This window comes from Pseudomonas sp. SAR267 (assembly GCF_052077595.1).
In the GTDB taxonomy this organism is placed as follows: Bacteria; Pseudomonadota; Gammaproteobacteria; order Pseudomonadales; family Pseudomonadaceae; genus Aquipseudomonas; species Aquipseudomonas vlassakiae.
The window spans coordinates 5,785,405-5,806,664 of the sequence record NZ_JBQIHU010000001.1 but is presented as its reverse complement, the minus strand read 5'-3'; the positions used below and the strand labels follow the sequence as shown (position 1 = coordinate 5,806,664).

At 65.2% G+C, this 21,260-nt stretch carries 17 protein-coding genes; 7 read left to right on the top strand and 10 right to left on the bottom strand.

The annotated features are described in order from the left end of the window. Nucleotides 1-45 precede the first annotated feature (45 nt). Nucleotides 46-621 carry a molybdenum cofactor guanylyltransferase MobA gene (gene mobA, locus ACTORR_RS27510; RefSeq protein WP_441344092.1) on the top strand — a complete coding sequence of 192 codons (576 nt, stop codon included), beginning with the start codon at nt 46-48 and terminating at the stop codon, nt 619-621. 60 nt (nt 622-681) lie between these two features. Here the strand turns inward: mobA and peaD are convergent, their stop codons facing one another. From peaD to ACTORR_RS27485, 5 genes are all read right to left on the bottom strand, one after another. After that, entirely contained in the window at nt 682-1,803 is a 1,122-nt protein-coding gene (gene peaD / locus ACTORR_RS27505; RefSeq protein ID WP_054885453.1) for a quinohemoprotein amine dehydrogenase subunit beta, read from the bottom strand. A 31-nt stretch (nt 1,804-1,834) separates the two neighbouring features. Beyond that, nucleotides 1,835-2,158, bottom strand: a complete 324-nt coding sequence (qhpC, locus tag ACTORR_RS27500) for a quinohemoprotein amine dehydrogenase subunit gamma (protein ID WP_054885454.1) — start codon at nt 2,156-2,158, stop codon at nt 1,835-1,837. A gap of 1 nt (nt 2,159) precedes the next feature. Then, nucleotides 2,160-3,590, bottom strand: coding sequence for a quinohemoprotein amine dehydrogenase maturation protein (gene peaB / locus ACTORR_RS27495; protein ID WP_313365827.1), 1,431 nt, complete (start codon nt 3,588-3,590; stop codon nt 2,160-2,162). A gap of 49 nt (nt 3,591-3,639) precedes the next feature. Continuing rightward, a complete protein-coding gene (gene peaA, locus ACTORR_RS27490) occupies nt 3,640-5,208 on the bottom strand; it encodes a quinohemoprotein amine dehydrogenase subunit alpha (RefSeq protein WP_099814012.1) in 1,569 nt (522 codons plus the stop codon). Nucleotides 5,209-5,547: 339 nt separating this feature from the next. After that, nucleotides 5,548-5,703: a hypothetical protein gene (locus ACTORR_RS27485; RefSeq protein WP_441344091.1), complete on the bottom strand. Its 156-nt coding sequence runs from the start codon at nt 5,701-5,703 to the stop codon at nt 5,548-5,550. On the opposite strand from ACTORR_RS27485, the gene ACTORR_RS27480 reads away from it, so the two are divergent. Continuing rightward, nucleotides 5,702-7,195 carry an aldehyde dehydrogenase family protein gene (locus tag ACTORR_RS27480; RefSeq protein ID WP_054885259.1) on the top strand — a complete coding sequence of 498 codons (1,494 nt, stop codon included), beginning with the start codon at nt 5,702-5,704 and terminating at the stop codon, nt 7,193-7,195. The two genes, ACTORR_RS27485 and ACTORR_RS27480, sit on opposite strands and share 2 nt — an antisense overlap. 120 nt (nt 7,196-7,315) lie before the next feature. Here the strand turns inward: ACTORR_RS27480 and qhpG are convergent, their stop codons facing one another. Genes qhpG through ACTORR_RS27460 form a run of 4 tightly spaced genes read right to left on the bottom strand, consistent with a single transcriptional unit; the run spans nt 7,316 to nt 12,910 of the window. Continuing rightward, the gene (gene qhpG / locus ACTORR_RS27475; RefSeq protein WP_313365798.1) at nt 7,316-8,608 is read right to left on the bottom strand and encodes a flavin-dependent monooxygenase QhpG; all 1,293 of its coding nucleotides are present in this window, start codon (nt 8,606-8,608) and stop codon (nt 7,316-7,318) included. Beyond that, a complete protein-coding gene (gene qhpE / locus ACTORR_RS27470) occupies nt 8,601-9,272 on the bottom strand; it encodes a subtilisin-like serine protease QhpE (protein WP_262109516.1) in 672 nt (223 codons plus the stop codon). The genes qhpG and qhpE overlap by 8 nt, the downstream gene beginning before the upstream one ends. Next, on the bottom strand, nt 9,262-10,995 hold the full coding sequence (locus ACTORR_RS27465; protein ID WP_313365797.1) for an ABC transporter ATP-binding protein: 1,734 nt from the start codon (nt 10,993-10,995) through the stop codon (nt 9,262-9,264). The genes qhpE and ACTORR_RS27465 overlap by 11 nt, the downstream gene beginning before the upstream one ends. A 1-nt stretch (nt 10,996) precedes the next feature. Further along, nucleotides 10,997-12,910, bottom strand: a complete 1,914-nt coding sequence (locus tag ACTORR_RS27460) for a sigma-54-dependent Fis family transcriptional regulator (protein ID WP_313365796.1) — start codon at nt 12,908-12,910, stop codon at nt 10,997-10,999. An 871-nt stretch (nt 12,911-13,781) separates the two neighbouring features. Between ACTORR_RS27460 and ACTORR_RS27455 the strand changes: the two genes are divergently transcribed. From ACTORR_RS27455 to alkB, 5 genes are all read left to right on the top strand, one after another. Continuing rightward, a complete protein-coding gene (locus tag ACTORR_RS27455) occupies nt 13,782-15,110 on the top strand; it encodes a hypothetical protein (protein WP_054885264.1) in 1,329 nt (442 codons plus the stop codon). Nucleotides 15,111-15,142: 32 nt separating this feature from the next. Beyond that, nucleotides 15,143-17,377, top strand: coding sequence for an Ig-like domain-containing protein (locus tag ACTORR_RS27450; protein ID WP_441344090.1), 2,235 nt, complete (start codon nt 15,143-15,145; stop codon nt 17,375-17,377). A 15-nt stretch (nt 17,378-17,392) separates the two neighbouring features. Further along, complete coding sequence (locus tag ACTORR_RS27445) at nt 17,393-17,863, top strand: curlin (RefSeq protein WP_054885266.1); 471 nt, start codon at nt 17,393-17,395, stop codon at nt 17,861-17,863. A 16-nt stretch (nt 17,864-17,879) separates the two neighbouring features. Then, the gene (locus ACTORR_RS27440; RefSeq protein WP_441344089.1) at nt 17,880-19,325 is read left to right on the top strand and encodes a curlin; all 1,446 of its coding nucleotides are present in this window, start codon (nt 17,880-17,882) and stop codon (nt 19,323-19,325) included. Nucleotides 19,326-19,584: 259 nt separating this feature from the next. After that, complete coding sequence (alkB, locus tag ACTORR_RS27435) at nt 19,585-20,229, top strand: DNA oxidative demethylase AlkB (protein WP_313366063.1); 645 nt, start codon at nt 19,585-19,587, stop codon at nt 20,227-20,229. Between the two features lie 25 nt (nt 20,230-20,254). Here alkB and ACTORR_RS27430 read toward each other — a convergent pair whose 3' ends face one another. Further along, nucleotides 20,255-20,491: a hypothetical protein gene (locus ACTORR_RS27430; protein WP_054885269.1), complete on the bottom strand. Its 237-nt coding sequence runs from the start codon at nt 20,489-20,491 to the stop codon at nt 20,255-20,257. Between the last annotated feature and the right edge of the window lie 769 nt (nt 20,492-21,260).

Below are 21,260 nucleotides of genomic sequence, written 5' to 3'. Positions count from 1 at the left end.
GTTGAATGAGAGGGTTCCGGCATTGACTGCCCGGAACCCTTTTTCATGCCTGATACCCTGCCCCCCTGCTCTGCCCTGATCCTCGCCGGTGGCCGCGGCCAGCGCATGGGCGGGCGTGACAAAGGCCTGCTGCAATGGCGCGGCGAACCGTTGGTCGCGCATATCCACCATACCGTGAGGCCGCTCACCGATGACCTGGTGATTTCCTGCAACCGCAACCAGCAGGCGTATGCCGCTTATGCTGACCAACTGGTGGGCGATGCCGAAGCGGACTTCCCCGGCCCGCTGGCCGGGGTGATTGCCGGGCTGAAGGCGGCCCGGCATGAGTGGGTGGTGCTGCTGGCGTGTGACGCACCGTTGGTTGACCGGGCATTGATCGCAGCGCTGCTGGAGGTAGCAGTGGCCAGCGACAGCGCCGCGATGGTGCGCCAGGGCGGGTATTGGCAACCTATGTTCAGTGTCCTGCCACGCCGGGTGCTGCCGGTGCTGGAGCGGGCCTGGGCGGCGGGTGAGCGGAGTTTGCAGAAGGCCTTGCTGCGGGAGGCGGTACAAGGGCTGGAGTGTGCCGAGGATGATCGCCGGTTGAGCAATTTCAACAGCCCGGAGTTGCTCCGAGGCTGAGCCTGTCATTGCCTGTGCCGGCCGCTTCGCGGGTGGGCCCGCGAAACGGCTCACACCGATTCAGCGGATGAACACCTGCGGCGTGGTGGTGGACATGTCCCCGCCCGGCAGCTTGATGTTCTTCACTTTCTCCAGTGTCTGCGGGTCGAACACCGCCAGGTCATTGAAGGTGCCGCCCAGGTACAACTTGTCGCCCTTCTTGTCGAAGGTCACGCAGTAGTAGGTGTGCTCCAGATCGGCCGCCTTGATCAGCTTGCGCTGCTTGATGTCGTATTTGGCCAGGCGGTTGAGCACGCCGTAGATCTGGTTCGGATCCTTCGGCGAACGCAGGCCGGTGAAGTAGAGTTCGGTCAGGTCGGCGAATTCCTGGGTATGGGCCTTGCCGGTCTTGAGGTCGATGCTCAAGTAGCCATACAGCGGCTGCGCCTCGTTCGGGTCCTGCTTGGCGTCCTTGAACCTGGCGATGGTGTAAAGCATCGAGAACTCGTGGCGCGGGCTCTGGTGCGGCCAGAAGTACAGCACGTCAGGGGCGCTGTAGCCCTTGCGGTTCCAATTGCGCAGCGGCAGCGCCACGGTGTATTTGCCGGTCTGCACGTCCATCTTGTAGATGTCCGGCCCGGCGACGAACAGGCTGCCATCGTCGGCGGTGCGCATCAGGTACACCTGGCGCGGCATCGGGAAGGTCCGCACCGGCTTGGCCTGCAGGCCATCGGCAGTGTTGTAGACCTCCAGGCGCGGCGGCTTGACCACATAGTGATCATTCAACCGCTGGGTCGGGTTGACGGTGGCGTACACCTCTTTGCCATCCGGGCTCAGGGCGAACGAGTACATCGACTTGCCGACTTCACCCGGCACGCTGGACAGGTTGGCGTGGAAGGTGGTCCTGCAGGTGTCCAGGTCGATACCGTAGATATCGCCATAGTGGTTGTTGAGCACGTAGGCGGTGCGGTTGTCCGGCGCCATCACTGCGCTGCCGGGGCCGAACTTGTCGGGCATCTGGCAGCTCTTGTACAGCGTGTCGCTGGCCACGTCGATGACGTGCAGGTTGTTCGGGTAGTTGGTGGTGATCAGGTATTCCTGGCCAGCCTTGAGGGCCGGCCCGGCATCATCGGCCTGTACCGCCCAGGCGCAGGCCGTGGCGGCGATGGTCAGCGCGAGCTGCGCGCAGCGTCCAGCTTTCATGCGGTTTCCCCTTGTCATTATTGTCGGCCGGTCACTTGTCTTTCGGGAACACGGTGCCGAGGTTGCGCCAGTCTTCCTGGGAGTTGTTCGCCTGGGCGTTCCAGTCCTGATAGGTGCTCATCATGTCCGGCACCTGGGCCGGCCACCAGCAGGGGTCGGAACAGCCATACAGGTCGGCCTCCATCGGCTGGCACAGCGAGCTGACGCCGCCAAAGGCGTCCACTTCCCAACCCGGGTCGGTGGTGGCGGTGCAACCGGCCACCGCGCTCATGGCCATGACTGCTTCGACGCGGTCTTCGGCGGCGGCCTGCTCGAGGATGCGCGCCTTGTTGTTCAGGGGCTTCAAGTGCTTCATGTCAGTGCGCCTTCCGCGGGGTGATGTAGCGGTCGATGAAGGCCGGGTTGGCGGCCATGATGCGGCTGTAGACTTCGATGCCGAAGTCGACCCAGTCGCGCATCAACTCGCAGTAGTGGTAGGTCGGGTGCTGCGGGTCGCCGTAACGGGCATAGCTCTCGTGGTAGCACCCGCCGGAGCACAGGTTGCGGATGCGGCAGCTGTCACAGCCGGTGTTGCTGCGGTCCAGGCGCTGCGACAGGAATTCGTTGAGCTGCGCCTGCTTCACGCCCTGGTGGACGTTGCCAAAGGTCGGCAGGCTGGAGCCGGTGAAGCGGTGACACAGGTTCAACTCGCCCTCGTAGTCGACGGCCAGCATCTTCAGCCCGGCACCGCACGGCAGGGCCTTCTTGTGGCCTTCGTGGATGTCGGTGATCAGCTGGTGCAGGTTGGAGAAGCCGATGTTGCGGTGCTCCAGCGCTGCTTCCAGGTACGTGCGGCCCAGCGCCTTCATGTTGGCGAAAACCTGTACCAGCTCTTCGCCGGTGAGGTTGAAGTCGGCCATGTCGCCGGAGGTGACTGGGGCAAAGCCGACTTCGGCAAAGCCCATCTCGTTGAACAGGTGGTTCCAGATGGTCTCCACATCGGTGATGCCACGGGTCAGCGTGACCCGCGCGCCCACCGGGCGGCTGGTGTAGCGCGACAGCAGCAGGTCGGCCTTGCGCCGCACCACGTCATAGGTGCCCTGCCCGCCCACCGTGATGCGGTTGCGGTCATGCACGGTCTTCGGGCCGTCGATGCTGATCGACAGGCCGAAGCGGTGGGCGTCGAGCCAGTCGATGATCTCTTCGGTCAGCAGGGTCGCGTTGGTGGTCATGATGAACTCCACCTGCTTGCCAGCCTCGGCGAAGCGCCGCTCGCAATAGGCGACCATGTGCTCGATCAGCGGCCGGTTGGACAGCGGCTCGCCGCCGAAGAACACCACGCTGTAGCGTGCTTCGTCGGGTGATTCCTTGAGCAGCATCTCCACCGAGGCTTCGGCGGTGGCGGTGCTCATCTTCTTGCCCGCGGACGGTTTGTCCAGGTCTTCCTTGTAGCAGTAGGTGCAGCTGAGGTTGCAGCCGGTGTTGACGTTGAGCACCACGGTGTTCAGCGCCGTGCGCTGGACCTGCTTGAGGGCGATTTCCGGAGTCAGCGGCGAACCGTCGCTGACCAGCTCCAGCGCGATCAGCTCGCGCAAGGTGTCCTGGATATCGTCGCTGGCAAACTGCTGGCCAAGGCGCTGCATCAGCGCCTCGGCCGAGCAGCCTTGCTGGCGCAGGGTGTCGATGATGCTGCCGGTCACCGCGTCGGCGGTGAACAGCGAACTGCTGGGGATATGGAACAGCATGCGGTCGGCATCGACCTGCACTTCGTGCAGGTTGCGTTCGACCAGGTTCAGTAGCGCGCCCATGGCGACCTCCCGATAATCGATCCGTTGGCAAAACCGTTACACCCCGCCCTTACGGCAGCGGCGGGTTGTTCCAACGCTGAACGGTGACGATCATGTGGCCTTCACCACGCTGGCCGCCGTCTGCCAAGGTGGCGATGACCTTCAGGTTGCCGGCGTTGTTGGTCATCATCTTGCGCGCCGGGTTCGGCCCGGCCCCGCCTGGCACGAACACCCCGTCGGCCTGCATCTGCCCGGCGAACCTGACATCTTCGTCCTCGACCGCACGCTCGTTGAATGGCTCGACCTTCCAGCTGGCCGGCAGGTAGCCGATGCGCAGCGGCTGGCCACTGCCATCCTTGCCCCAGGCTTCGGCTTCGAAACGGCCCTGAACCTTGGGCACCGAGGCACCGTTCTCGCCGATACGGGCGATGGAGAATGCCGGCACCACCTTTACTTCCTCGACCTTGTCATAGACCGCCAGGTTGGCGCCCTTGATTTCACCCACGCCCACCTCGCGCTGGCCGGGCTTGGCATCGGCGGCAGCGCGGGCCTTGACACGCACCAGGGTCGGGGTCTGTTCCAGCACTTCGCTCACCTCAACGCCAGCCCCCAGGTCGGGCTTGCCGGCCAGGCCGGTGCCGACCAGGGTGATCTCGCTCTCGCCACCGGCCTTGATGAACGCAGGCTGGACCGCCAACAAGCGCGCCTTGCCCTCTTTGGCGGCGATGAAGTCCAGGCCACGCTCGTCGTGATCGGCCTCGAACATGCGGCCTTTCATTTCGCCGTCCAGCGCCGCAAACACCTGGCGCAGGTTGCTGTCGCCCACCTTGACGTTGCCGCGCCATTCATAACCGTTGTAGAGCAGCGCCGTGCCACTGCCATTGAACGGCGTGCCGTCGGCGTAGCTGCCTTTGACCTCGACCTTGAAGGTATCGCCCTGGTCGGCAGTCACAGTCATCACCCCACGCACATCGCCCTTGGCCAGCATGTGGCCGCTGAACGCCCACTGCCCCGCCAGCGCGTCTGCGGCAGGCCTGGCCTTCTGCCATTCAGCCCAGGCCGGGCTCTCCAGCGGGAAGCGCCTGGCCAGGTCGGGTACCACCTGTTTGAGGGCGATCTCCAGCCAGTCGCGGTCACGCGCCTGGGCCTGGTATTCGAGGGACGGCCATTGGCCAAGGTGGAAGTTGACCAGGTGCTCCCATTCCTGCGCCGGGCGCCGCTGCAGCGCGACACGGGCACCGGAGTGGCAGCGCCCGCAGGTTTCGCTGAGCTGAGTATCGAAGTGCTCGACAGTGTTGAGCCGGCGCTCCATGGCGTAGCGCACGCCATCGGTCTCGCTCGGCGCCAGGCCCTGCTTGTCGGCCAGGTACTTGACCAGGGTGCGGCGATCGTCGTCGCTGATCTGCACGCCGTGCATCACCTGCATGCGGGCAATGCTCATCAGCCAGCCTTCCGGCGTCTTGCGCTGATGGCTGATGCGGCTGTAGGTATCGTTGCCCTCGGGGATATGGCACCCCATGCACGTGTTCTGCAACAGGCTCGGGCCCTGCTCGGCCGCCACCACAGCCTGGGTGCCCAGCAGTGCGGCGGCGGCCAGCGCCAGTTTGCCCGCATGCCGCCGGAGTCGAGTCGTCTTCAAGGTCAGACCTCCACGGTTGTTGTTCTTATCGTTCTTGCACGCTTTGGTACAGCAGGTGTGCTTGTGACGGTTGTGATACAGAAACTGTGCCAAGTGCTGCAAAGGCGTTGTATTTCAGGCTTTTAGCTCCTTCATCCAGCTATATGGCCCTGCTGGCCGAGTGGCCGGAGCGTGCCATTTCGCGACAACGTGTTTCATCCTGAGACTGGGCCTGCCATGCAGGCCTTCGCGGGCACGCCCGCTCCCACAGAAATCGCGTAGAGCTCAGGTTCAGCGCTGTACCTGTGGGAGCGGGCTTGCCCGCGAAGAGGCCGGCACAGGCAGTGTTTCACCACCGTCTCACACCGTCTCAATGTGCAACAGCGCAGCCCTGCAATCCCAACCACGCACCACGGCAAAACCCAGGCAGTTCAGCATCTTGCGACCATCGGCCGACCTTGGCACGGCCATTGCGCCTATGCCGGTCACATCCAATGACAAGAGGCACAGCCCCATGCTTTCCGACCTGCCCATCCTGCCCGCCACCCGCGCCTTCCTCGAACGCAAGCTGAAGATGCGCATCGGTGCCGACTGGCAGGACGCCGCCAGTGGCCGCACCCTGGCGTTCCGCAACCCGGCCACCGGTGAAATCCTCGGTGAAGTGCCCGCCGCCGAGCAGGAAGACGTCGACCGCGCCGTGCGCGCCGCGCGCCAGGCCTTCGACGACTCGCCATGGAGCCGTGTGCGCCCCCGCGAGCGGCAGAACCTGCTGTGGCGCCTGGCCGACCTGATGGAGCGCGACGCGCAACAACTGGCCGAGCTGGAATGCCTGAACAACGGCAAGAGCGCCGTCGTGGCCAAGGTCATGGACGTGCAGCTGGCCATCGACTTCCTGCGCTACATGGCCGGCTGGGCCACCAAGATCGAGGGTAGCACCGTCGAAGCGTCGATGCCGTTGCTGCCCAACGATCAGTTCCATGGCTTCGTGCGCCGCGAAGCCGTGGGTGTGGTCGGCGCCATCGTCGCCTGGAACTTCCCGTTGTTGCTGGCTTGCTGGAAGCTCGGCCCGGCCCTGGCCACCGGCTGCACCGTGGTGCTCAAGCCGGCCGACGAAACCCCGCTGACTGCACTGAAGCTGGCCGAACTGGTGGATGAGGCCGGCTACCCGGCCGGGGTGTTCAACGTGATCACCGGCACCGGCCTCAACGCCGGCGCCGCGCTGAGCCGCCACCCAGGCGTGGACAAGCTGACCTTCACCGGCTCCACCGAAGTGGGCAAGCTGATCGGCAAGGCGGCCATGGACAACATGACCCGCGTCACCCTGGAGCTCGGCGGCAAGTCGCCAACCATCGTCCTGCCCGACGCCAACCTGCAGGAGGCCGCCGCCGGCGCCGCCACGGCGATCTTCTTCAACCAGGGCCAGGTGTGCTGCGCCGGTTCGCGCCTGTACGTGCACCGCAAGCATTTCGACAATGTGGTCGCCGACATCGCCGGCATCGCCAACGGCATGAAGCTCGGCAGCGGCCTGGACCCGGCGGTGCAGATGGGGCCGTTGATCTCGGCCAAGCAGCAGGACCGCGTGACTGGCTACATCGAGTTGGGCCGCGAGCTGGGCGCGACCATCGCCTGTGGCGGTGAAGGGTTTGGCCCGGGCTACTTCGTCAAGCCGACAGTGATTGTCGACGTCGACCAGCGCCATCGCCTGGTGCAGGAGGAAATCTTCGGGCCGGTGCTGGTGGCGATGCCGTTCGACGACATCGACGAAGTGGTCGGCATGGCCAACGACAACCCCTATGGCCTGGGCGCGAGCATCTGGTCCAACGACCTGGCTGCGGTGCACCGGATGATTCCGCGGATCAAGTCCGGGTCGGTGTGGGTCAACTGCCATAGCGCGCTGGACCCGGCGCTGCCGTTTGGGGGGTACAAGATGTCCGGCGTGGGCCGTGAGATGGGCGCTGCGGCCATCGAACACTACACCGAGCTCAAGTCGGTTTTGATCAAGCTCTGATTTACAGGCCGGGGCTGCTTTGCAGCCCTTTCGCGACACAAGGCCGCTCCTACAGGAGTCCGCGTTCTCTTGTAGGAGCGGCCTTGTGTCGCGAAAGGGCCGCAGAGCGGCCCCACGATCTCAGCTTAAACCCTGTTCTCCCAACCACCGCCGCAGCAATATCTGATGCTCCATAGGTCTCCCATTCAAGACCCCATCGAGTGACACGCCTGCAAGCAGTTTTCCCACCACCGGCGCCAACTCGATCCCCTGCAAATGCCAGATCCCTAAAGGCTGATCCGAAGTCACCACCACTTCAGCCTCGTCCACTAGCCCATCCCGCAACACCGGCCGCCGCGCCACCCGCACCGCCGCCCAGTCTGCCGCCAGATGCAACGGCTGCGCATCCGGCCAGCCTCGACGGTGCTCCCAGAATGGCTGCCCTGCGCGCTCAAGCTCCTGCCCATAGAAATCCCGCCCGATGCGGGCAAAGCGCAGAAAAAGCTGCTCGATCCGCTGCTGATGAAACTGCTTCGCCAGTGCCGCGCGCTCGGGCCGACGGAGCAAGGTATTGATCACCACCGGCGCCTGCAACGCCGATGACAGCGACTGGAAAATCCCATTCCCCGACAGTGGGTCAACCGCCATCGCCGCATCGCCCACCCGCAGCCAGTCATCCCCCACGCAGTCGCCGGCGAGGATCGCCGTGCTGCTGCGGGCATGCACTTGGGCAGGCGCCAGCGCTCGCGCATCGAACAGTTCAGCCACCAGCGCCGAAGCCCTTCGTCGTGCCGCACAGTATTCAGGCAAGGCCGCCTTGCCCGGCAGCCGTTGGGCATCCAGGGTCACTTGCCAATAGCATCGCCCGTCGGCCAGCCGGGCCATCCAGGCCCAACCATCGTCCAGGCTTTCCACGGCCGACGCAGGCGCGCCAGGGTCCGACTGCCAGAGGTTGAGCAGGCTGACCGTTTCCGGGCCACGCAGCCGGTCGGCCGCCAACGGCGCCTGACGGCCACGCGCCTCGACCAGAAACTCGCCCTGAAGCAGCTGCCCGTCATCCAGCCGAACCTCATAGCCCTCTGCACGCGCGACTTCACGCACACGCCCCTCCACCAACGTCACCCCTGTGCGCAACAGGTCCTCACGCAACGCACGATCGAAGCGCTGGCGGTCGAGCAGGTATTCCTGATTGGGTTGCAGGTGCTGGCCATTCCAGCGCACCTGGCGTGTTGCCGGCACCGCTGCCTCGGCCAGCGCGCCTCCCAGGCCAGCGTGGCGCAGCCCTTCCAGTACCCGCTGCGAAACCCCTTCCACGGCGGCAAAACGCCGCCAGTCGGAGACCACCGTCACCGGGTAACCCAGCCGACGCAGGCCAAGCGCAGTAGCGGCGCCGGCAGGCCCGGCGCCCAGCACCAGAATGCGTGGTTCAGGCATCCGCCGTACCTCGTCGCTCCGGGCCGCTGAACGCGGCGTGGGCCTGCAGCCAGGCATAGACCTGTTGCCGGCCCAGGCCGGGTTGCTGCTGCAACAGTGCCGCAATCCGCCCGCTCACTGCCGCACAGCCAAGACTCGCACCGGCCCGCCCGCGCTCGCCCACATGGCCACCGAAGTCGGCCTGGGCACTGCCGAGCCACGACCATTGCCCCGGCGCGCAGCGCGCATCGCCAGTGATACGGATAACCCCCGGATACGCCGCCGGGTACACCGCACTGCCCTGCGCCGGGCTGGAGGCGCACAGCAGCACGCCAGCCCGCTGCACTTCAGCACAGGCCTGGCGCAACACCGCCCGGTCCTGCTGCAAGCCAAGGCTGAGATTGATCAAGGTCACGCCCTGCTCCGCCAGCCAGAACAACGCGGCGGCAACCTGTAAAGCGCTGGTGCTGCCGCGTTCGCTGAAGACCTGGGCCAGCAACAGCGGCAGCACACCGGCCTCGGCTTGCAGGCTGGCCAGCACGGCGCTGCCATGGCCGAGCCGGTCTGGTTGCAACTCGCCGTCGCAGAGCACGCCCTCGTCCAGCCAGAAACGCCGGGCAGCGACCAGTGCCTGGGTTGGCGCACAACCGCTGTCGATCACGCCGACCTTTACATCAACGGCCATGCTGGATCGTCTCCCGGGGCAATTCGTGCATCCGGCCACCTTGCAGGTGCAGGTGCAGATCGGCATCGGCCAGGGTCGATGCGCGGTGGCTGATCAAGATGCGCGTGCGCCCGGCGAACAGTTCGTCGATGGCGGCAATCACTTCGCGCTCGGTGGCTTCGTCGACGGCCGAGGTGGCCTCGTCGAGCACCAGGATCGAAGGCGCTTGCAGCACCGCCCGGGCAATGGCGATGCGCTGTTTCTGCCCGCCGGAAAGCTGCTGGCCACGCTCGCCGAGCAGCCCGTCCAGACCCAGTGGCAGGCTCTCGACCAGGCTGTCGAGATGGGCCAGTCGCACCACCCGCTCCAGCTCCGCACGGCTGGCCTGCGGCGCGCCATAGGCCAGGTTCTGCGCCAGGGTGCCGCGAAACAGCACGATGTCCTGGCTGACCACGGCGATACGCTGGCGCACGGCGGCCAGGTCGAGTTCGCGCAAGTCGGCACCATCGAGCAGGATGCGCCCGTCATCCGGGTCATAGAAGCGCTGCAACAGGTCGATCAGGGTCGATTTGCCGACGCCAGAGGCACCGCTGATGGCGACTTTCAGGCCACCGGCAATACAGGCATCGACCTGCGCCAGCACCGCGCCCTGGCGCCCGTCATGGGCAAAGCTCACGCCTTCCAGGCGTAGCTCGCCGGGCCCTTCCGGCATCGGCCTGGGCAAGTCGGCCTCGCGCACGGCCACCGCTTCCTGCTTCAACTCCATCACCCGGCCCAGGCTCACCGCCATGCGCTGCACCGCGACGTACAGGCCCAACAGGCTCTGCACCGGGCCGACCGCCATGCCCATGTAGGTGGAAAACGCGATCAGCGCGCCAAGCTGCCAGGTGCCCTGGATCACCCACCAGCCACCCACCAGGAACGCGCAGGCGCGGCACCACGAGGTCAAGGTGCCGGGGATCGCCTGGGTGAAGAACTCGGTCACCTGCACCTTGAGCAGTTGGCGCATGTAGCCCTTCCCCAGCTGGTCCAGGCGCCCGGCCTCACGGTTCTGCTGGCCGGACGCCTGGATGAACTTCATCGCCGGCAGGGTCTCGACCAGGAACGACGACACATCTGCCGAGCGCTCGCGCAAGTTGCGCACCTCGCGCTCGACCTTGCGCCGCATCCAGCGCAGCCACAGGACTTCGATCGGGATCAGCAGTGCCAGCAACAGCGACAGTTGCCAGGACAGCATCAGCATCAGCGCCACCGCCCCCACCAGGCCAATCACTGCCGACACCGCCGAGAACAGCGAATCCACGGCAAAACGCTGGATCTCGGCCACATCGCCGTCCAGCCGCGAGAGGATGTCGCCGGTGCGCCGACGCCCGTAGAAGGTCGGCGACAGCTGCTGCAAATGGCGGTACAGGTCATCGCGCAGGGCGAACAGGATGCGCCCCGACAGGCGTGTGTGCAGGTAGCGGTTGACGCCCGCCAGCACCGTGCCCAGCAGCCCGGCGGCAATCATGATCGCCGCCATGTGCCAGAGGGTCTGGTAATCCTTGGCCAGCAGGCCTTCGTCGATCAGTGTCTTGACCAGCCAGGGTTGCACCAGGGCCAGCAGCGAAGCGCCGAAGGACAAGCCCAGCAACACGCCGATGGCCCTTCGATGGGGGCGGACGAAACCATACAGCCAGGCCAGGGCCTGGCGCATGAGTAGCGGGTTGCTGGACTCCACCAGCCTGGCGAACAGGTTGCCCATGTCAGCCGCGCAACTGCTTGAGCTTGCGGTACAGCGTCGCCCGGCTGATGCCCAGCGCTTCGGCGGCGGCCGTGACATTGCCGTGGTGGCGCGCCAGGGCGCCACGGATCAATTCCAGCTCATTGTCCTTGAGGCTACCCGAGGGCGCCGTGCCGCTGGCCAGTTCTTCCAGCAGGCAATCGGTCAGGTGGTCGAGGGTCAGCACCTGCTCGCCATCCTCGCGCATGGCCAGGGCGGTGCGCACGACCATTTCCAGCTGGCGGATGTTGCCTGGCCAGTCGAAACCTTCGAGCAATGCGGCCAGGGCCGGGTCGAGGCTCACGCCTTTGGCGCCGGACTTGTCCAGCAAGCCCTCGATGATGTTCGCCAGGTCATCGCGCTCGCGCAGGGCCGGCAGGCGCAGGGAAACACCGTTGACCCGGTAGTACAGGTCTTCACGAAAGTGCTGGTCCTGCACCAGGCGCTTGAGGTCGCGGTGAGTGGCGCAGATCAACGCCACGTCGATGTCCTGTTCGTCGCCCGCGCCCAGCGGCGCTACCCGGCGTTCCTGCAGCACACGCAACAGCCGGGCCTGCAGGGCCAACGGCATGTCACCGATCTCATCGAGGAACAGCGTGCCGCCATGGGCCTGCATCAGTCGCCCGACCATGCCACCGCGGCGTGAGCCGGTGAAGGCGCCCTCGCGGTAACCAAACAGCTCGGACTCGATCAGCCCCTCGGGAATCGCCGCGCAGTTGACCGCCACGAACGCTTTGTCGGCACGCGGGCTGGCTTGATGCAGGGCACGCGCCGCCACTTCCTTGCCCGTACCGGTCTCGCCGAGCAGCAACACTGGCAGGCCATTGCCCAAGCCCTGGAGGGCCATGCGCAGGTTGCGTGCCAACCGCGCGTCAGCCCCGGCCAAGGCCTCCAGCGCAGGGGTTTTGTTGGCCACTGTCGGCTTGACATGCACCGCGCTGCCATTGAGCGGGGTGTGCCGTGGCAGGTGCAGCGCGCGGAAAGCGAATTCACCTTTGGCGGTCTGCACGTTACTCACGCCACCCTGCCACAGGCGGGCGATGAAGGCCGGCGAGCGCTCGCCCAGCAGGTCGCTGCAACGACGCCCGATCAGGCCCTGGCGCGGGAGCTGGAGCAATTGACAGGCGCTGTCGTTGGCGGCCAGCACTTCGCCATCCAGGCTTAGCGCCAGCAGGCCGTGCCAGGCGCTGTTGAGGTATTGCGGGCGGCTGTGGAACGCCAGCACCAGTTGCTCGGGATGGCTCAGGCCGAACATCCTGCTCTCGATATTGCCAGCCGCCAGCATCAGCATGCTCAGGCTGTCCTGGGGCTGAGCCATGACACCTTCGCGGGTGATGTCGAGCACGCCGATCACTTCGCCGCGCGGGTCGCGCAGCGGCACTGAAGTGCAGGAGAACGGGCTGAGCCGGTCCAGGTAGTGCTCGCCACAGTTGATCAGCGTCGGCCGGCCTTCGACCACGGCGGTGCCGATGGCGTTGGTGCCGCGCAGCGACTCGCTCCAGCAGCTGCCGGGGTGCAGGTCGCGCAGGCCTTCGCGTTGCAGTACGTGCTTCTGCCCCTCGATGGCCAGCACGTTGGCCTGGGCATCGCCGAGGATGACGATGCCAGCCTTGCCTTGGCGTGATACCAGGTAGTCCAGTTCGGGGGTGACGGCGTCCATCAGCAGCCGGTTGCGTTCCAGCAGCATGCGCAAGTCCTGACCCTGCTGCAGGCCTACGCCGACTTGCTCGCCTTGCAGGCAATCCAGGCCATGGCCGAGGCTGCGGCGCCAGGAGGCGTCGATTTCATCGCGCAGCATGCCCAGCGGCAGCTCGCCTTCGCTGGCCAGACGCATGCGCGCCTGGCGGGATTCGTGCAGCGGATCTTGGGCGTTTGTTATGGGAAATTGTCGCGCCATTTTTTGCTCCAGCTGTGGCCCTCGGGGTCAGGGCTACGGGCTTGGTATTTTTTCCGCAGTGTGCGGGAGAATTTGGTGGGCGTCGAGGTGCATGCCTTGTGAGGTGGGGAGCCTTGAGAGGTGTGGTGCCTTGAGAGGTGCTTGGCTCAAGAGGTATGTCGCCTGGGAGATCGAGCGCCGCCCGCGCGGCGCATCGCGGGCAAGCCCGCTCCCACATCTGTTTCGGGCCAATCTCTCCTGTGCCGCCAACAGGGACCGCCTTGTTGGCATGGCGATGCATCTCGGTGGAAGCCAACAGGGGTATGGCGATGCATCTCGGTGGGAGCCAACAGAGGTATGGCGATGCATCTCGGTGGGAGCCAACAGGGGTATGGCGATGCATCTCGGTGGGAGCCAACAGGGGTATGGCGATGCATCTCGGCGGGAGCCAACAGGGGTATGGCGATGCATCTCGGTGGCCGCTGATTGCTGCTCCACCTGTCTCTAGTCATGCACCAGGGCGGTCCCTGTTGGCGGCACAGGAGAGATTGGCCCGAAACAAATGTGGGAGCGGGCTTGCCCGCGATGCGCCGCGCGGGCGGCGCTCGATCTCACAGGCGCCAAAGCACTCTCGGCGGACAGATGGTAGCCCTCACCCAATTCCCAGCCATGCATTCCCAGCCATGCATTCCCAGCCCTATTCCCAACCCCAAAACCAACCCCAAAACTGGGGATCACCGCCCACCAGAAACCTGCCCACCCCGTCAGACATCACCTGCCCAGCCCACGCCCCACAAGGCCTGCAGCCTGATGTGAAAAATTGGCACGGCTGTTGCGCTGGTCCTCCCAGACGCCCCAAGTCCATGGGCCCGTTAGCAGGAGGAACCGACTCATGCTCCGACCGATACCCAACACGCTCGCAGTGGCGATCGTCGCCGGCCTGTTCCAGCTCCCGGCGCAGGCTGCGCTGTACGCCGTCGACACTGGGCCCTACACACCTGAGAACGGCCGCTATGCCGCCTGGTACCAGGACACCCATGGCCGAACCCTCGACCTGTGCCTGTCCAAGGCGGTGAGTTCACGCGTCGCCGGCGCCCCAGGCGCACCGGCGTACATGTGCACCCTGTTGCCTGCCCCAGGCATCTTCGATGACACCAAGCCGTTGGTCTTTCCGAGCAACTGGCCGGATGAATCGTTCTGGTTCACCGCCGACGCTGCCATCAACGATGTCGCCCGCGGGGTCAACCTGACATACGTCAGCGCGCTCGAAGCCGCGTTCGGCGGCGGCGACCCGGCAGAAAACGATCAGATCAGTTTCGCCCGCGTGAGGATCCGGGTCGACGTTCCTGTGGCCGGCACCTACGTGGTCACCCACCCTTACGGCGTCGAGGTGTTCGACGTACCCGCCGCCGGGCGCCGGGCGATCAACATGACCCGCGACATCGGCATCGGCTCCGCTGGCACCTTTACCGGCGCCCTGAAGGGCGATATCGGGCCCTTCCTGCGCAGCGTCAATGGCCCCTACACCGAAGGCAGCGAGACATTCATCGGCGACCCCAACCTCAACGAGCGGGTCACCGGCAGCCCGTTCAACACTAACTTCGTACGCATCGAAGGCCCCAACGGCATCGACCTGCGCACGGACCTGTTCGCCGTTTCCGGCAAGCTTTCCGCAGTAGCCCGACCGACGCCGTTGATCCCGCTGCGCAGCACCTACTCGCGGCACACCGAGAACGGTGACCTGCGCGCCCAACAGGACGTGTTCGTGCTGGCACCGCCACCACCAGGCAGCGCCACCCTGACCAGCCAGACCCCTAACCTGCCACTGACCGAAGCCAATGGCACCGGCACTTGGTATGCCCAGTCGGCGCTAAACCCGGCACTGCCGACCAGCATGTTGGTCAGCGCCGACAACAGCGTGGCCATCCCCACCAGCAGCGTAACCACCGCTGACATGCCGCTCACCGACCTGGTCACCATCACCAAGGCCGAATACAGCTTGGCCAATGCCACCCTGACCTTGATCGCCACCAGCAGTGACGAAACCAACCCGCCGGCAATGACTGCCCACACCGGCAACGGCACCTTCATCGGCAACTTCAGCGGCGACGGCGCGCAGAAAAGCCTGAGCGCCAACTTGTCACCCGTCCCGCCAGCCAAGGTGCAGGTCACCAGTGCCAATGGCGGCAGCGACATCGAAGACGTGGTGCTGGTGCCATGAACAGACAAAGGCTCCGCCTTCAAGGAGGCAGCATGAACACTTGGCAACGCCGCGCGCTTTTGGCCGCCGGTTTCTCCCTCACCCTCAGCAGTGCGGCCTGGGCTGCCCTGTCCGACGTCGACCCTGGCCCCTACACCTTCGCCACCGGCGGTTTCCCGTTGTGGTACAAGGACAGCAACGGCCTGTCACTGGAACTGTGCCGCTCGCATGCCGTCAGCACCCTGGTCGCTGGCGCCCCCGGTGCACCGGCCTATATGTGCACCCTGCTGCCAGAACCGGGCGTCTTCGACGATACCCTGCCCTTGGTGTTCCCTGACAACTGGCCTTCGGAGATGTTCTGGTTCCTGGCGGAAACCACTATTCCTGCCGTTGGCAACAGCGGCTATGCCCTCGACGCCTATGTGGCGGGCATAGAAGCGGCATTCGCTGGTGGCAACCCGGTCGATGGCGACCAGCAGAGCTTTGCGCGCATCCGTCTGCGCGTCTCGGTGCCCACTGCCGGTACCTACACCATCACCCACCCCTACGGCGTGGAGACGGTCAACGTCACCACACCCGGCCGCCGGGCGATCAACATCACTCGTGACATCGGCATCGGCGCCCCGGGCAACTTCACCGGTGCGCTCAATGGCGCAATCGGCCCGTTCATCCAGGGCTTCGGCGCACCCTATACCGCAGTCAACCCGGAGACCGGCTCCACCGACACCTTCATCGGTGACCCCAACCGCCCGGAAGCGATCAAGGGCAGCCCGTTCAACACCAACTTCATCCGCATCGACGGCCCGCCCGGGCGCATCGAAACCAGCCTGTTCACCGTCTCCGGCAAGGTACTCGACCAACGTCCGCAGCTGCCGGCGTCACTGGAGCGGGCGACCTACTCGCGCAATGCCGGCGGCACCCGGGTGGAGGTATTCGCCAAGGCGCCAAGCGACGCAAGTGTCTGCTTCCGTAACGGCCTGGCCCTGGTCGGCACGCCGCCATCGCCTTGCCAGTTCAGCATGACGGCGGACAACAACGGGCTGTTCTTCAGCCAGCAACTGAGCCAGGTGGCGCCTCCGCCGGTGGTGGTGGTGACCGCCAGCAGCAGCGACATCAACACCCAGCCGACCGCCATTTCGAGCAAGCTTTCCGATGTGGTCAAGGTCAGCACCGCACGCTACGAGTGGGCCAACAAGCGGCTGATCCTAGAAGCGCGCTCCAGCGATGAAGTGCTGATCCCGGACGTGGTCGCCCAAGGCTATGGCCGGCTGTCCAAGTCCGGCACCCTGCAAACGCTCACCGTCAATGACCTGGCCCAGCCACCGGCCACCATCACCATCAAGTCCAGCCATGGCGGCGTGGATGTAGAGCCGGTGGTGGTGGTCGGCACCGCACCGGTGTCGGCCGCCAACCAGCCGCCGCTGGCCCAGGCCGATGTCGGCAGCACCAGCGTCGGCGTGCCGCTGACGATGAACCTGCTGCTCAACGACAGCGACCCGGACGGCAACGTGCCACTGAGCATCACCGACGTTACCCAGCCGGCCACCGGCCAGGGCAGCGTGGTCCTCAACGGTAGCAGCGCCGTGACTTACACCCCACCGCCAGGTGCCACGCAGCCGGTGGTCGCCACCTTCACCTACCGGGCAATGGATGCCAAGGGCCTGAAGTCGCAACCGGCCACCGTGACCGTCAACGTCGCGCCCAACCAGGCACCCACCGCCAACCCGGAAACCGTGACCACCTTGGCCGCACCGCTGACCATCAACGTGTTGGCCAACGACACCGACCCGGAAGGCAACGTGCCATTGACCGTCGCCAACCTGACTCAGCCTGCCGCCGGGCGCGGCAGTGTGAGCACCGATGGCACCACGGTCAGCTACACCCCTCCGGCCACGGTGACCACGGCCTTCACCACCACATTCACCTACCAGGCACGTGATTCCCTGGGCGCGCTTTCCGCCCCGGCCACCGTCACGGTCAACGTGCAGCCACGGCCCGCAGCCGGCGAGACCTTCACGGTCACCGCGGCCACCGTCCTGGCCCGCTCGAACAACCGTTACAACTGGGATGTCAGCGGGACCTCGTCGGTGACCACCGGCAACACCATCACCGTGCGGGTCACCACCACCACCGGCGTGCAGACCCTCGGCACCACCACGGTACCGGTGACCGGCCGCTGGCGCCTGGCGGTGAGCAACAGCACCACGATCATCCCGACGGCCGCACCGACCGCCACCGTGACGAGCAGCCAAGGCAGTACCCGTACTGTCAACGTGACGGTGCAGTAAGGCCAGGAGAACGCCATGAAGTGCCTGTATCCACTGCTGCTGAGCCTGGCCCTGGCGGGCCAGGCCGGGGCCGATGACCTGATGGACAACGCCGACCTTGCGCCCGGTAGCGACCTCGGTGACCCGCTGATCATCCGCCTGCTGCCGGTCGGTGCCGGTCAGGCGGCAGTGATCGAGCAGCAAGGCAACGGTAACCGCGCCGCCCTCGACCAGAACGGCCAGGCCTTGCTGGGCCGCATCGTCCAGGCCGGGGGCGCGCAGGAGGCGTACATCCTGCAGGAAGGCAGTGACCTGATGGCCAACATCAGCCAACAGGGATATGGCAACAGCGCTGCGATCCGCCAGAGCGGCACCAGCAACAGCGCCAGCATCGAGCAGATCGGCAACAACAACAGCGCCAGTATCCAGCAGGCAGGCGTTGGCCTGAGCAGTTCAGTGACCCAGGCCGGCAATGGCCAGCGTGTTCAGATCACCCAATACCGATAGACCTGGAGGCTCCACCATGTTCAAGCTCGCCCCCCTAAGCGCCGCTATCGTCCTGGCCTTGGCCGGCCAGGTCATGGCTGACGACAGCACCTCGAACCAGTCGCAGAACGGTAACCAGAACATCGCCGAGGTGCAGCAGACGGTTGCACCGTTCGCCGCGGCCACCCAGACGCAGACCGGCAAGGGCCACAACCACCTGGCGGTGCAGGAAAACAGCACCAGCAGCATCAACCAGACCGCCAGTGGTTCGTACAACGCCGGCTACGGCGAGCAGCTGTTCGAAAATGGCAGCCAGATCACCCAGCAGGCCGCTGGCTCCTACAATGACGCCTTCGCCAGCCAGTCGGTGGGCGAGAACAACCAGTCGTTGCAGAACCAGCAAGGCAGCGAAAACCGCTCGACCGTGTGGCAGGACACCCAGACCGGCAGCCAGGCCACCACCACCCAGAGCGGCCAGCGCAACGAAGCCTTCGTCGAGCAGCTGTTCGGCGGCAGTAACAACCGCGCCAACATCACCCAGGATGGCCAGGACAACTACGCCGCCTCCGAGCACATCCTGCACAACGATGGCTATGTGCAGATCTACCAGCAAGGCAAGCAGAACTTCGCCTACGGTGACCAGCGCGATGGCAACGGCGGCACGATCGCCATCGACCAGTACGGCACCGGCCACTCGGTGGAGGTCTGGCAGGACACCCAGACCGGCAGCCGCGCCACGGTCAACCAGACCGGCCAGACCAACGAAGGCTACATCGACCAGAGCTTCGGCAAGGACAACGTCGCCAACCTGTATCAGCAGGGCCAGTCCAACGCCAGCTGGTCGGATCAGTTCGAGACCAACAATTCGAACACCACTGTCTCGCAAAGTGGCAAGACCAACAGCAGCTTCACCTACCAGACCGGTGACAACCAGAGCCTGACCGTCAACAGCAAGGGCACCGGCAACAAAGTGCTGGCCAGCAACTGGAAAGGCGACAAGCTCGGTGGCCAGTTCGGCAAGAACCAGACCGCCAACATCAACCAGAACGGCACCAACAACAGCGCCAACCTGACCCAGAACGGCGAGTACCAACTGGCCACGCTGAGCCAGAAAGGCACCGGCAACACCATGCAGACCAAGCAGGCCGACAGCTACAACGAGCTGTACTTCGAGCAGAACGGGAGCGACAACAGCCTCATCGCCGACCAGCGCGGCACCGACAACTACGCCTTCGGCTCGTCCACCGGCAGTGGCAACAGCATCAACCTGGACCAGTCCGGCTACGCCAACCAGAGCTACACCACTCAGCTGTACGGCAGTGGCAACAGTGCAACCATCAAGCAGGCTGACAGCGCCAACGTCGCCTACGTGACCCAGGGCGGCAACAACAACACAGCCAACGTCAACCAGAGCGGCGCCTACCAGAGCGCCACCATCAGCCAGATGGGCAACGGCAACACGGCCACCGCTACCCAACGCTGACCAGCTCCCCCCTTGAGCCGCGGCGTCTCCTCTCCCTGGCGTCGCGGTTCCTTTTTATTTCCCTGCTTTGCACATGAGTGATGACACGGTCCTTGTAGGAGCGGCCTTGTGTCGCGAAAGGGCTGCAAAGCAGCCCCTGCAATTTGTGAGCTGCTGATATCCCGGGGCCGCTTCGCAGCCCTTTCGCGACACAAGGCCGCTCCTACAAAGACCGCGTTGGGCTTACAATATCTTTCACTCACCCCACGCCACCGCCCTGATGATCCAGTCCGACCTCGACCTGTTCGGCCCCCAGCCGCAACGCCTGGCCAGCCACACCGTGCTGCTGCCCGGCTTCGCCCTGGCCGTCATCGAGCCGCTGCTCGACGCTCTGCGCCCGGTGCTGCGTGCCGCGCCGTTCCGGCACATGCAAACACCGGGCGGCCTGAACATGGCAGTGGCGTTGACCAATTGCGGATCGCTGGGCTGGGTCAGTGATGCCAAGGGTTATCGCTACAGCGCTACCGATCCGGTCAGCGGGCAACCCTGGCCTGCCCTGCCCCAGGTCCTGCTCGAACTGGCAGGCCGTGCAGCGGAAGCGGCCGATTTCGAGGGTTTCGTGCCGGATGCCTGCCTGGTCAACCACTACCTGCCCGGCACCCGCCTGAGCCTGCACCAGGACCGCGATGAGCAGGACTTTGGCCAGCCGATCGTGTCGATTTCACTGGGGTTGCCGGCGGTGTTCCTGTTTGGCGGGTTGCAGCGGTCGGACAGGACTCAGCGGATACCGTTAAGCCATGGTGATGTGCTGGTCTGGGGTGGCGAAGATCGGCTGCGCTTTCACGGAGTGTTGCCGATAAAGCCGGGCGTACACCCCAGAATGGGCGAGCGGCGGATCAACCTGACCTTGCGCAAGGCAGGTTGACCCAGTACGCAGGGCCGGCCAGCCGTCAGATACCTGGCACCATCTTCCGCCCAGCCAACTGCTGCCTTTCCACCCCATCCAGCAACGCCTCCACCACCGCCTTGGCCGAATCCAGCCCATGGTCATTGCTCAACAACAGATCACGACAGGTTCCTTTGGCCAGCTCAAGGGCCTTCAGATTGGTCGCAAACGCCCCTTTGAGCAGCGTTGACAGGTGCACCAGCGCATCTTCGTAATCCACCCCCGAGCGCACGGCAAACAATGGCGGATGGCTGCATTCACAGGTAGAGAAACTGGAGGCCGCCGTGGTGGCGCGTACGGGAGGATCAGGTAAGCCTTTTGTCATTGTGTCGCTCCTTGATTCAATGGAGCCGCCACACAACGTGACCAAACGAATGGGTGGCGACTGTACGCGGGTTGGTCAACCGGGAATCAAGGAAACCGGCGCGCACGGAGGCGCCCCACGCACAGCCGCCATAAAACGAAACAGCCGGGCACAAAAAAGCGCCAACTGTATCGCAGAGCGGGCGCTTGTGCGCCTTGATGATTGCGGGTGACCAAACCCGACTGCTGGATTTACAGCAGCGGGCAAAGACTACCGGTGTCGGGGAAGCGTTTCAAGCGAAGGGCATGTGCAGTAACACTTCTCTTGCCGGCCGCCACGTCCTCTCCTGCTGACGCGGTCGATGCTGGGGAAATGGCTGGGCGGATCGGGGTATGGCTAGGGGTGTAGGGCTCAAGCTTTGGGTGGGGGCTGACATCGAGCGCCGCCCGCGCGGCGCATCGCGGGCAAGCCCGCTCCCACATTTGTTTCGGGCCAGTCTCTCCTGTGCCGCCAACAGGGACCGCCTTGTTGGCACGACGATACATCTCGGTGGGCGCTGATGCCGCTCCACCTGTCTCCAGTCATGCACCAAGGCAGATCCTGTTGGCGGTACAGGAGTGACTGGCCCGAAACAAATGTGGGAGCGGGCTTGCCCGCGATGCGCCGCGCGGGCGGCGCTCGATCTCACAGGCGCCAGAAATTTCAA

What these genes read in the sequence shown, in the direction of transcription:
- mobA (WP_441344092.1), top strand. Translation starts at nt 46, where the DNA reads ATGCCTGATACCCTGCCCCCCTGCTCTGCCCTGATCCTCGCCGGTGGC.
- peaD (WP_054885453.1), bottom strand. Translation starts at nt 1,803, where the DNA reads ATGAAAGCTGGACGCTGCGCGCAGCTCGCGCTGACCATCGCCGCCACG.
- qhpC (WP_054885454.1), bottom strand. Translation starts at nt 2,158, where the DNA reads ATGAAGCACTTGAAGCCCCTGAACAACAAGGCGCGCATCCTCGAGCAG.
- peaB (WP_313365827.1), bottom strand. Translation starts at nt 3,590, where the DNA reads ATGGGCGCGCTACTGAACCTGGTCGAACGCAACCTGCACGAAGTGCAG.
- ACTORR_RS27480 (WP_054885259.1), top strand. Translation starts at nt 5,702, where the DNA reads ATGCTTTCCGACCTGCCCATCCTGCCCGCCACCCGCGCCTTCCTCGAA.
- ACTORR_RS27485 (WP_441344091.1), bottom strand. Translation starts at nt 5,703, where the DNA reads ATGGGGCTGTGCCTCTTGTCATTGGATGTGACCGGCATAGGCGCAATG.
- qhpG (WP_313365798.1), bottom strand. Translation starts at nt 8,608, where the DNA reads ATGCCTGAACCACGCATTCTGGTGCTGGGCGCCGGGCCTGCCGGCGCC.
- qhpE (WP_262109516.1), bottom strand. Translation starts at nt 9,272, where the DNA reads ATGGCCGTTGATGTAAAGGTCGGCGTGATCGACAGCGGTTGTGCGCCA.
- ACTORR_RS27465 (WP_313365797.1), bottom strand. Translation starts at nt 10,995, where the DNA reads ATGGGCAACCTGTTCGCCAGGCTGGTGGAGTCCAGCAACCCGCTACTC.
- ACTORR_RS27460 (WP_313365796.1), bottom strand. Translation starts at nt 12,910, where the DNA reads ATGGCGCGACAATTTCCCATAACAAACGCCCAAGATCCGCTGCACGAA.
- ACTORR_RS27455 (WP_054885264.1), top strand. Translation starts at nt 13,782, where the DNA reads ATGCTCCGACCGATACCCAACACGCTCGCAGTGGCGATCGTCGCCGGC.
- ACTORR_RS27450 (WP_441344090.1), top strand. Translation starts at nt 15,143, where the DNA reads ATGAACACTTGGCAACGCCGCGCGCTTTTGGCCGCCGGTTTCTCCCTC.
- ACTORR_RS27445 (WP_054885266.1), top strand. Translation starts at nt 17,393, where the DNA reads ATGAAGTGCCTGTATCCACTGCTGCTGAGCCTGGCCCTGGCGGGCCAG.
- ACTORR_RS27440 (WP_441344089.1), top strand. Translation starts at nt 17,880, where the DNA reads ATGTTCAAGCTCGCCCCCCTAAGCGCCGCTATCGTCCTGGCCTTGGCC.
- alkB (WP_313366063.1), top strand. Translation starts at nt 19,585, where the DNA reads ATGATCCAGTCCGACCTCGACCTGTTCGGCCCCCAGCCGCAACGCCTG.